Below are 11,248 nucleotides of genomic sequence, written 5' to 3'. Positions count from 1 at the left end.
TATATTTGTCGCCGGCCGCTACTTTTTTTTAAACCACCCCCCACCCCCCCCGCCCCGGCGCGGCTCCCCCCCCCCCCCCCCCGGGGGCCGGCCGCCGGGGCCCGCCCCGCCGACATCCGCCGGTTCGCGCGGGGGCGGCTGCCCTCGTACATGGTGCCGTCGGCGGTGGTGGTTCTGGACGCGCTGCCGCTGACGACGAACGGAAAGCTGGACCGCAGGCGCCTGCCGGTGCCCGAGGTGGGCAGGCCGGAGCTGGACGTCGGGTTCGTGGCGCCGCGTGACGTGGTGGAGGAGGTCGTGGCGCAGGTCTGGTGCGCCGTGCTCGGCGTCGATCGGGTCGGTGTGCACGACGACTTCTTCGAGTTGGGCGGCCACTCGTTGCTGGTGGTCCAGGTGGCGGCCCGGATCCGCAAGCTGCTGGGCGTCGAGGTACCGCTGCGGGAGCTGTTCGACGCCCCGACCATCGGACAGCTGGCTTCCCGCGTCCGCGCCGAACAGGCCAGGGGCCTCGGCGACGGGGCTCCGGCCCTTGAGCCGGTGGAGGACCGGAGCGGGCCGCTGCCGCTGTCGTTCGCGCAGCAACGCCTGTGGTATCTGGACCAGTTGATGCCCGACGGCGTCTTCTACAACATGTGCGACGCCTACCGGGTCCGCGGCCCCCTCGACCTGGACGCGCTGCAGCGGGCGCTGCGGATGCTCGTCGAACGGCACGAGACGCTGCGGACGGCGTTCGTCGAACGGGACGGCGTGCCCTACCAGGTCGTCTCGGCCTGTGATGCGCCGGTCGCGCGGCGTGCGGCACAGGTGATGCGGATCGAGCCGGCCGAGCGGACCGAGGAGGGTGTGCGGGACCTGGTGGCGGCGCAGGCGCGCACCCCGTTCCGGCTGGAGGACGGCGCGCTGCTGCGCGTGGCGGTGGCCCGGCTGGCGGACGACGAGCATGTGCTGGTGATCACCATGCACCACATCGTGTCCGACGGCTGGTCGGTCGAGGTCCTGGTGGATGAACTCGGCCGGCTGTACCGGGAACACGTCACCGGCGCCCCCGCCGCGCTCGCCCGACTGGACATCCAGTACGCCGACTTCGCCGTGTGGCAGCGGGCCTGGATGACCGGCCCCGTGCAGGAGAAGCAACTCGCCTACTGGAAAAGGGCGTTGGACGGCGCGCTGTCGGTGCTGCGGCTGCCCGCCGACCACCCGCGTCCCGTCGTCCAGTCCCACCGGGGCGAGACTGTCGAGTTCTCGCTGCCCGCAGCGCTCGTCGCGCGGCTGGAAGGGCTCGGCCGGGAGCAGGGCGTCACTCTGTTCATGACACTGCTCGGCGCCTTCCAGGTGCTGCTCGCACGGTACAGCGGTCAGGACGACGTGGTCGTGGGGGTGCCGGCGGCGAACCGCACCCGCGCCGAGACCGAACCCCTGGTCGGCTTCTTCGTCAACACCCTTCCGGTACGGGTCGGCTGTCCGCCGCAGGTGTCGTTCCGCGAGCTGCTCGACCGGGTCCGCGAGGCCGCGCTGGGCGCCTTCGCCCATCAGGACCTGCCCTTCGAGGCGCTGGTCGAGACGCTCGCACCCGAGCGCGACCTCAGCCACACCCCTCTCGTACAGGTCACCTTCCAGCTCCTCGACGCTCCCGACGAGAAACTCGTCCTGCACGGCACGGACTGCACCTCGCTCGGCTTCAGCGGCGTGACCAGCCGGTTCGACCTGTCCCTCGACATCGTCTCGGGCCGGGACGGGAAGCGGTGCCTGCTCACGTACTGCCCCGATCTGTTCGACCGGCCCCGTATGGAGGTGCTGGCCGACCACTACCTGACACTGCTCGACGCGGCGGCGAACGACCCCGGCCTCCGCATCGGGGACCTGCCGCTGAGCGACGACACCGAACACCTGCGCCTGCCGGCCTGGGCAGGGCCGCAGCACACGCCTGAAACGGATACGGGGACGGTTCCGGACGCCTTCGCCGCCCAGGTGCGGGCGACACCGGACGCGCCCGCTCTGGCGTACGGGAACACGACACTCACGTTCGCCGAGCTGGACACCCAGGTGGCATCGCTGGCACGGACGTTGGCCGGCCTCGGGATCACCGCCGAGACGCCGGTCGCGGTGTGCCTGCCGCGCTCCGCCGACAGCGTCGTGGCCCTGCTGGCCGTGATGCGGGCGGGTGGCGTCTACGTGCCCCTGGACCCGGAGTGGCCCGCCGACCGCACCGCCTACGTCCTGGACGACACCGGGGCCCCCGTCGTCATCACCCGCGACCTGCCCGCAGGCCCCGGCCGCGTCCACATCGACCCGCGGCAGCCCGTGGCCGACGGTCCGGTGCCCGCACCGCGCCTCCACCCCGACCAGGCCGCCTACATCATCTACACCTCGGGATCCACCGGCGCCCCCAAGGGCGTCACCGTCCAGCATCGCTCTCTGCACCACCTGCTGGGCCACGTACGGCGCATGGCGGAGGGCGGCCGCCGGCGCAATGTCGCGCACACCACCGCGATGACCTTCGACCCGTCGCTGGAACAGTTCCTGTGGCTGGTCGCCGGACACACCCTGCACGTCGCGTCCGAGGACGAGCGCCGCGACCCCGAGGCGCTGGTGGGTCTGGTGCGGCGGGCCGCGATCGACGTCCTCAACGTCACCCCGTCCCACCTGGACATGCTGATCCAGGCCAGGCTGCTGGAGGGCTCCCGGGTGCCGGAAACGCTCCTGGTCGGCGGCGAGGCCGTGTCCGCGGCCCTGTGGCGGACACTGCGCGACCAGGGCTCCGGCACTCGCGCCTTCAACCTCTACGGCCCCACCGAAGCGACGGTCGACGCCACCTGCCACGACCTGTCCCGCCCCGTCGACATCCCCGTCATCGGCACCCCCCTGCCCGGAGTCCGCCTCCACGTCCTCGACGAACGACTGCGACCCGCACCCGTCGGCGTCGCCGGGGAGATCTACCTCGGCGGCCCCGGACTCGCCCGCGGCTACGTCAACCGCCCCGCACTCACCGCACAGCGCTTCATCGCCGACCCCTACAGCGACACCCCCGGCAGCCGCCTCTACCGCACCGGCGACCGCGCCCGCCGACGCCCCGACGGCACCCTCGAATACCTCGGACGCACCGACGACCAGATCAAACTCCGCGGCTTCCGCATCGAACCCGGCGAGATCGAAGCCGTCCTCACCCACCACCCCACCGTCAAGGAAGCCGCCGTCACCGTGGCCGCCGACGACGGCACCGCCCGGCTGGTCGCCCTCGTCGCGCTCGGCTCCGGCTCCCCGCACGGCAGTCTGGCCGACGGCGGCCAAGGTGCCCACGTCGAGGACTGGAACGCGGTCTTCGAGACGACCCACGCCGACGCCACCGACGGTGAACTCACCTTCAACATCAAGGGCTGGAACGACAGCCTCACCGGTGAGCCGATCCCCGTGGAGCACATGCGGGAGTGGGTCGACACCACTGTCACCCGCCTCCTGGACCGGCCGGCCGGACGTGTCCTGGAGATCGGCTGCGGCACCGGGCTGCTCATGTGGCGGCTGCTGCCGCACGTCACCGAGTACACCGGCACCGACTTCTCACGCCCCGCCGTGCAGTGGCTCCGGGACGGACTGCGCCGTCGCCCCGCGCACCGGGCGCGGCTGCACCACCGCGAGGCCACCGACTTCACCGGTGTCGGCGCCGCGTCCACCGACCTCGTCGTGATCAACTCGGTCGTCCAGTACTTTCCCGACCGCGCCTATCTCGACGCCGTCCTGGACCGGGCCGTCGACGCCACGGCCGACCAGGGGCGCGTCTTCGTCGGAGACGTACGCAACCTCGCCCTCGCCCCGCAGTTCTACGCTCGCCAGGCCCTCGCCCACGCCGGCCCCGGTACCCCGGCCCAGGACCTGGCCCGCGCCGCCAGTGATCTCGCCGCCAGGGACAGCGAGTTGCTGATCTCGCCCGAGTACTTCACCGCGCTCGCCGCCCGCTCGCCCCGCATCACCGGCGTCGAGGTCCTGCCCCGCCGGGGACGGCACCGCAACGAGATGAGCCTGTACCGCTACGACGTGGTGCTGCACGTGGGCGACCGCCCGGCCGCCCCGGAGGCAGAGGTGGTCACCTGGGGCGACCAGGTGCACGACCTCGCGTCGCTGTCCGCCCGCCTGGACGGCGGGGGCCCGGACGCCCTGCTCGTGCGATGTGTCCCCAACGCCCGCCTGACCCGCGACAACGAGCTGCTCCAGACGCCCGCAGACGCGACGGCCGTCGACCCCGAGCACCTGTGGGCGCTGGCGGACTCCACCCTTTACCGGGTGGGCGTCAGCTGGGCCGGCGCCGATCCGCGAGGCGCCATGGACGTCCTGCTGGTCAGGAAGGGCGTCCACGACGGCCGTCCGCTGCTCGTTCCCCACCCCGCGCCGGAGCCGTCGGCCCGGCTGACGAACACGCCGACCCGGCATCGGCGTACGACCGAAGAGGGCACGACCGCCGAGGGGCTGCGTTCCTGGCTCGCCGAACGACTGCCCGCCCACCTGCTGCCCGCGCGGATCATCGAGGTGGACGCGCTGCCCCGCACCGGCACCGGAAAGCTCGACCGCGGCGCACTCGGCGGGCTGGTCGCCACTGGCCGAACCGCCGCGCAGAGCGGCAACGCCGCCGCCGCGCCCCGTACCGGCCTCGAACAGACCCTGGCCGACGCGTGGGCGCAGGTGCTCGGCCTCCCCGCAATCGGTGTGCACGACAACTTCTTCACCTTGGGCGGGGACTCCCTCCTCGCCGTCAGGGCCGTCGCCCGGTGCCGCCAGGCCGGCGTCCGGCTCACCGTCCGGCAGTTGCTGAGCCAACAGACCGTCGCCGCGCTGGCGGCGGCCCTCGACGAGGAGAACGATGACTGACCCTCAGCTGCGTACCGTCGCGCTCACCGAGGAGGAGGACGCGGAGGTGGAGGACCTGCTGCGCACCCTGTCCGGGGTACCGGTCGACTCCACCGTCGAGCTGCTGCACCGCACCCGCCTCGCAGCACAGCGACTGCCGCTGCGCATCCGCACCGAACTGACCGCGATGCGGCTCTACGACAGCCCGCGCGCCCTGGTGGTCACCGGCTTCGGCATCGACGACGACCGGATCGGACCGACCCCCGCGACCCGCCCCGTCCCGGAGCCCGAGCGGACCCGGAACGAAGAACTGCTGCTCCTGCTGCACGCGGCCCTGCTCGGCGAAGCGTTCGGCTGGGCCACCCAGCAGAACGGCAGGCTCGTCCACGACGTACTGCCCGTCCCCGGTGAGGAGACCGAGCAGATGGGCTCCAGCAGCAAGGCCGAACTGCTGTGGCACACCGAGGACGCCTTCCACCCCCTGCGCTGCGACTACGTGGGCCTGCTGTGCCTGCGCAACCACCAGGGTGCCGCGACCACGCTGGGCTGGCCCGACCTGTCCCGGCTCACCGCCGAAGACCGGGCCACGCTCCTCGAACCGCGCTATCTGATCCGCCCCGACACCTCGCACATGCCCGAGCAGAACGCGGCGGCCGCACAGTCCTCCGAACGGTTCGCGGCGATCGCCGAGATGGACGACGCCCCGGAGCGCGTCGCCGTCCTGTTCGGTGCCCCCGACGCACCCTATCTGCGGATCGACCCGGCCTACATGAGCCCGGCGCCCGGGGACGCGGCCGCCCGGCGGGCGTACGACACCATCGCCGCGCTCATCGAGGACGGACTGCAGCACGTCACCCTGGACGCAGGCTCGCTGCTGCTCGTCGACAACTACCAGGCCGTGCACGGCCGCAAGCCGTTCGCCGCCGCCTACGACGGCCGCGATCGCTGGCTCAAGCGCGTCAACATCACCCGCGATCTGCGCCGTTCCCGGTCCGCCCGGCAGTCGGCCACCTCGCTGCTGGTGTGAGGGACGGCCGCCATGGACTTCCCGCTCACCCGCATCAACCGCTGGTACAGCGGCGGCTGCGACGGCCCGCCCCGGGTGCGGCTGTGCGCGCTGCCCTACGCGGGCGGCACCGCCGCCGTCTTCAAGGACTGGCCCGCCGCGCTGCCCTCCGGAGTGGAGCTGCTCACCGCCCATCTGCCGGGCCGCGGCGACCGGTTCGCCGAACCGCCCCTGGCCACCGTGGAGGAGACCGCCGAGCAGCTGTGCGCGGCACTGCCGGCCGGCGACGTGCCCACGGTCGTCCTCGGCCACAGCATGGGCGCCCTGCTGGGGTACGAACTGGCGGCGCGGCTCGCGGCCCTGGACCGGGCCCCGAGCCTGCTCGTCGCCGCCGGCTGCCGTCCCCCGAACGTCCTGCCGGACGACTCCGGCCCCGCGACGCAGGACGAGCTGGCCGCCACGCTCCGGGACGAACGACCTTGGGACGAGGCCCTGCTGGACGAGGAACTCAGGGAAGCGGTGCTGCCCACCCTCGTCGCCGACATCGCGGCCGGTGACCGCTACCACCGCCCGCGGCCCTGCGCGCTCGACCTGCCGCTGAAGGTCTACATCGCCGCCGACGACGACGGGACCGACTGGCGGACCACCCTGGGCTGGCGCGCGTGCACCACGCGGGACTGCGAGGTCGTCGTCCTGCCCGGCGGCCACTACTTCGTGGAGACCGAGCGCGCGGCCGTCCTCGCCCGCCTCGCCGCGGACCTCGCCGAGGTGGCGGCATGAGCACGCAAGCCGACGCCGGGCCCACCTACCTCGCGGTGCTGGCCGTGCGCGAGGCCCGCTCGCCGCTCCTCGGCAGCTGCCTGGCCCGCATGTCCTTCGCCGTGCTGCCGCTGTCGCTGCTGCTGTCGGTCCGCGACGCGACCGGGTCCTTCGCCGTCGCCGGACTCACCTCCGGCGCGCTGTCGGCCACCCTCACCGTGTTCGCGCCCGCCCGCGCCCGCCTGATCGACCGCAAGGGCTCACGGACCGGACTGATCTGGCTGACCGTCCCCTATCTGCTGGGGCTCGCCGCGCTGATCACGCTCGCCGAAGCCGGGGCACCCACCGCGGCGCTGCTCGTCGCAGCCGCCTCGGCGGGTGTGTTCGCTCCGCCGCTCGGGCCGACCATGCGCGTCCTGTGGGCCAAGATCCTGCACGGCCGCCAGCCCCTCCTGCACACCGCCTACGCCCTCGACTCGGTCACCGAGGAAGTGGTGTTCACCCTGGGGCCGCTGCTGGCGGGCGGTCTTGTCGCGGTCGCCGCGCCCCTCGCTTCGATGATCACGGTCATGGTGCTGATCGCGGCCGGAACCGTCTGCTTCGTGCTGTCCGCCGCGACCGCCGCCGCCCCCGCCTCGGACCGGCCCGACGAGGACCAGCCGCACGGCCGGCCCATGGCCCTGCCCGGGATGCGCACGATCGTGCTGTCCTTCGGCGGGGTGGGCCTGGTCGTCGGCGTGCTCCAGGTCGTGCTGCCGTTCATCGCCGACCGGGCGGGCTCGCCCGGCGCGGGCGGCGTCCTGCTGGCCCTGCTGTCCGCGGGCAGCGCGGTCGGCGGCCTCGCCTACGGGCGGATCGGCTGGCGCTCCACACCGGTGCAACGGTTCGCGGTGCTCGTCACCGGGTTCACGCTGACGGTGCTGCCCCTGTGCCTTACCGGGAACCCGCTGCCGGCCGGGGCGTTCGCCTTCCTCGTAGGACTGTGTCTCGCTCCGCTGTTCACCACCGCCTACCTGCTGGTCAACGACCTGGTGACGGCGTCGAGGACCGCTCCGACCGAGGCCAACACCTGGGTGTCCACGGCCAATAACGGAGGGTTCGCCGCGGGCAGCGCCGCCGCCGGTGTGCTGCTCGACTCCCAGGGTCCTGCCCTCACCGTCACCGCCGCGTTCGCCGTGGCCGCCGCGACCGCCGTCACGACCGTGGTGCGTCGCCGGACCCTGGTCCTCGAAGCCGGCGACACCGAACCGGCCGCCGCCGCACCCGTCGACCGCACCGCACCCGTCGAAGCCGAGGAGTGAACCGATCGTGTCCGAGAACGCGGCGAACTGGTCGCGCATACGCACAGGGGACGCACCCGTCGTACTCGCCGTCGACTTCTACGGAACAGGCCGCCAGGAGGCCACCTTCAGCCACCTGTGCGACCTGCTCCCCGACCCGGTCGAGGTCTGGCACGCGCTCGCGCCCACCCCGAACGGCGACTGGTCCGCCGCCACCGGCGCCGGCTATCTGCGCTGGTGGACGGAAGGGCTCGACACGGTCCTGGCGGGGCAGCCGGCGCGGGCCGTCGTCGGCTACTGCGCCGGCGGCGTTTTCGCCTCGGCCCTCGCCGACGTCCTCGGCGAACGGGACGGCCGCCGGCCACAGGTCGTGCTGTTCAACCCGGGCGCACCCGGCGTCGCCACGCTCACCCGCGACTTCCGCGGCCTCATCGCCGGCATGGACGTCCTCACGGACGAGGAGCGCGCCGCTCTGCTGGCCGAGATGACCGCGATCCAGCAGGCCCACGCTCCCGACGCACTGGTCCCGGTCGCCGAGCAGTACGCCGCCCTGTACCGGAAGGGCTGCGACCTGCTCTGCGAACGGCTCGGGGTGGACGCCTCCCTCGGCGCCGAACTGGCCGCCATCCTCGACTCCTACCTGGCCTATCTGACGGCGGCGCTCGACGTGCCGCCCGCCCCGCAGTGGCGCACCGCCACCTCGCTCACCTCCCGTGAGCACCGGGGCGCCGGCTTCACCGACACCGAGCACGGCTTCGACGTCGCCCGCGCCGACCTGCTGAACTCCCCGCAGGTCGCCGACGCGCTGGCCGCGCTCCTTCACGAACACGAGGCGAGCCGATGACCCTGGCCCTACGCGACGCCTTCCTCGACCAGGCCGCCCGGACCCCCGACGCCGAAGCCGTCGTCCACGGCGGCAGAGTATGGACTTACCGCGAACTGGAACGGCGTGCCGGGCGCATCGCCCGGACGCTGGCCGCACGCGGCGCGGGCCCCGGCACGCTGGTGGCGGTGCGCCTGGCGCGCGGCCCCGAACTGGTCGCCGCGCTCCTCGCGGTCACGCTGACGGGGGCGGGCTACGTACCGCTTGCCGACGACGACCCGCAAGACCGGCAGCGGCACATCCTCGACGACTGCGCCGCCGCGCTGCTGCTGGCCGAGCGCCCCTCGGACGACGGACGCACCCTCACCCTGGACGAGGCGTCGGTGCCCGCCCGCCCGTTCGACGCGGCTCCCGTGAGGGCCGGTGATCCGGCCTACGTGATCTACACCTCCGGCTCCAGCGGCCGGCCCAAAGGCGTGCTGGTCGAGCAGGGCGCGCTCGGCACCTATCTGGCGCAGGCCCGCGCGCGTTACGACGGGTTGGCCGGACGGACGGTGCTGCACTCCTCGGTGTCGTTCGACATGACGGTGACCAGCCTGTGGGGCCCGCTCGTGAGCGGCGGCGCGATCCACGTCCTGGACCTCAAGGCGATCGCATCCGGCGAACAGCCGCCGCCCGCCGGCGCGGCACGCCCCACCTTCCTCAAGATCACCCCGTCGCACCTGCCCCTGCTGAGCCTGCTCCCGGACTCCTGCCAGCCCACCGGGCAGCTCGTGATCGGCGGCGAGGCGCTGACCGGCTCCGCGCTCGGGCACTGGCGTGCCGCGCACCCCGACGTCACGGTCGTCAACGAGTACGGGCCCACCGAGGCGACCGTCGGCTGCTGCGCACACGTCCTGCGCCCCGGCGACGCCGTAGGTCCCGGTGCCGTCCCCATCGGGCGGGCGTTGACGGGCACACGCCTGTACGTGCTCGACGCGCTGGGAGAACGCGTCGCCCCGGGCACCGTGGGTGAACTGCACATCGCCGGACAGCAGTTGGCGCGCGGTTACCTCGGACGCGCGGAACTGACCGACGAGCGCTTCGTGCCGGATCCGTTCGCCGCCGACGGCTCCCGGATGTACCGGACCGGCGATCTGGTGCGCGAACGCCCCGACGGCGACCTCGAGTACCTCGGGCGCGCGGACGAGCAGCTGAAGGTCTCCGGGTACCGGATCGAGCCCGGTGAGATCGAGGCCGTGCTCCGCGGCCACGCGGGCGTGAGGGACTGCGCGGTCGCCGCGGTCGGCCGGGCGGACGCCCGTCGGCTCGTCGCCTACGTGGTTCCGGGCCCCGGCGCCGCGCCCGACGCCGCCGCGCTGGCGCGGCACGCGGCCGAGAAGCTGCCGCCGTACATGGTGCCGTCGGCGTTCGTCACGGTACCCGCACTGCCGCTGTCCCCCAGCGGGAAACTCGACCGTGCGGCGCTGCCCGAGCCCCCTGCGCACGAGGCCGCGTCGGGCGCCCGCAGCCCGGCCGAGACCGTGCTGTGCGAGCTGCTGGCGCAGGCCCTGGGTGTCCCGGAGATCGATGCCGACGCCGACTTCGTGGCAGTCGGCGGGAGCAGCATCACCGCGCTGAAGCTGGTCGCCGGTGCCCGCAGGGCCGGGATCCGCCTCGAACTCACCACCGTCCTGCGCGAACGCACCGTGCGACGCATCCTCGCGGCCCAGCCGGACGCCGCCCCGCTCATCGCCGAAGGAGCGCCCAAGTGACCTGGCCAGTAACGCTCACTCCCCTCGGCGGGGTCTCCCCCCGGCCCCGCGGTGAGGGACTCACCACCGGCGCCGAATACGACCTGGGGCCGCTCGGCGACGCGGGCCCCGACTGGGTGCGCTCCCACGGCCCGCAACTGCGCGAGCGTCTCGCCACCGACGGGCTGATCCTGCTGCACGGCCTCCGGGCCGACGGCGACGGCATCGACGGCTTCCACGACGTGGTCGGGTCCGTCGGCGGCGACCTGCTGCGCTACACCGAGCGGTCCACCCCGCGCAGGGCGGTCAAGGGGAACATCTACACCTCGACCGAGTACCCTGCCGACCAGCCCATCCCGATGCACAACGAGAGCTCATACGCGGCCAGTTGGCCGTCCACGGTGTATTTCTTCTGCCACACCGCGCCGGGCTCCGGCGGCGCCACGCCCATCGCCGACAGCCGCGTCGTCCTCGACCTGATCCCGGCCGGGGTCAGGGAGCGGTTCGCCAAGGGGGTCGTCTACACCCGTACGTTCCGCGCTGACATGGGACTGAGCTGGCAGGAGGCGTTCCAGACCGAGGACCGCGCCGACGTCGAACGCCACTGCCGCACGCACGGCCAGGAGTTCTCCTGGGACGGCGACATCCTGCACACCCGTCACCACCGCCCGGCCACCGCCGTCGACCCGGGTACCGGGGCCGAGGTGTGGTTCAACCAGGCGCACCTGTTCCACCTGTCCAGCCTGGAACCGGACCTGCGCGAAGTGCTCCTGGAGACATACGGCGAGGACGGCCTGCCCCGCAACGCCCT

General features: G+C 73.2%; 7 protein-coding genes. All 7 read left to right on the top strand.

Annotated elements, in window-relative coordinates; translation table 11 throughout:
* The first annotated feature begins 165 nt into the window (after positions 1-165).
* Positions 166-4,857, top strand: a complete 4,692-nt coding sequence (locus tag ACFC02_RS39395) for an amino acid adenylation domain-containing protein (protein ID WP_376367312.1) — start codon at positions 166-168, stop codon at positions 4,855-4,857.
* The gene (gene gntD, locus ACFC02_RS39390) at positions 4,850-5,863 is read left to right on the top strand and encodes a guanitoxin biosynthesis L-enduracididine beta-hydroxylase GntD (protein ID WP_376367310.1); all 1,014 of its coding nucleotides are present in this window, start codon (positions 4,850-4,852) and stop codon (positions 5,861-5,863) included. Before ACFC02_RS39395 ends, gntD begins: the two co-directional genes overlap by 8 nt.
* A gap of 12 nt (positions 5,864-5,875) precedes the next feature.
* Positions 5,876-6,622: a thioesterase II family protein gene (locus ACFC02_RS39385; protein WP_376367308.1), complete on the top strand. Its 747-nt coding sequence runs from the start codon at positions 5,876-5,878 to the stop codon at positions 6,620-6,622.
* Positions 6,619-7,902 (top strand): MFS transporter, encoded by a 1,284-nt coding sequence (locus ACFC02_RS39380; RefSeq protein ID WP_376367306.1) that lies wholly within the window; start codon positions 6,619-6,621, stop codon positions 7,900-7,902. The genes ACFC02_RS39385 and ACFC02_RS39380 overlap by 4 nt, the downstream gene beginning before the upstream one ends.
* A gap of 7 nt (positions 7,903-7,909) precedes the next feature.
* Entirely contained in the window at positions 7,910-8,725 is an 816-nt protein-coding gene (locus tag ACFC02_RS39375; RefSeq protein WP_376367304.1) for a hypothetical protein, read from the top strand.
* A complete protein-coding gene (locus ACFC02_RS39370; RefSeq protein ID WP_376367302.1) occupies positions 8,722-10,458 on the top strand; it encodes a non-ribosomal peptide synthetase in 1,737 nt (578 codons plus the stop codon). Before ACFC02_RS39375 ends, ACFC02_RS39370 begins: the two co-directional genes overlap by 4 nt.
* On the top strand, positions 10,455-11,248 hold a 794-nt coding region (locus ACFC02_RS39365), incomplete at its 3' end, for a TauD/TfdA family dioxygenase (RefSeq protein ID WP_376367300.1). The genes ACFC02_RS39370 and ACFC02_RS39365, both read left to right, overlap by 4 nt.

This window comes from Streptomyces sp. NPDC056160 (assembly GCF_042268205.1).
Taxonomy (GTDB): Bacteria; Actinomycetota; Actinomycetes; order Streptomycetales; family Streptomycetaceae; genus Streptomyces.
Note: the sequence above shows the minus strand (reverse complement) of the source record. Positions and strands in the feature narration are given on the sequence as shown.

Coding starts and splice junctions, on each gene's coding strand:
- gntD (WP_376367310.1), top strand. CDS start 4,850: ATGACTGACCCTCAGCTGCGTACCGTCGCGCTCACCGAGGAGGAGGAC.
- ACFC02_RS39370 (WP_376367302.1), top strand. CDS start 8,722: ATGACCCTGGCCCTACGCGACGCCTTCCTCGACCAGGCCGCCCGGACC.
- ACFC02_RS39380 (WP_376367306.1), top strand. CDS start 6,619: ATGAGCACGCAAGCCGACGCCGGGCCCACCTACCTCGCGGTGCTGGCC.
- ACFC02_RS39385 (WP_376367308.1), top strand. CDS start 5,876: ATGGACTTCCCGCTCACCCGCATCAACCGCTGGTACAGCGGCGGCTGC.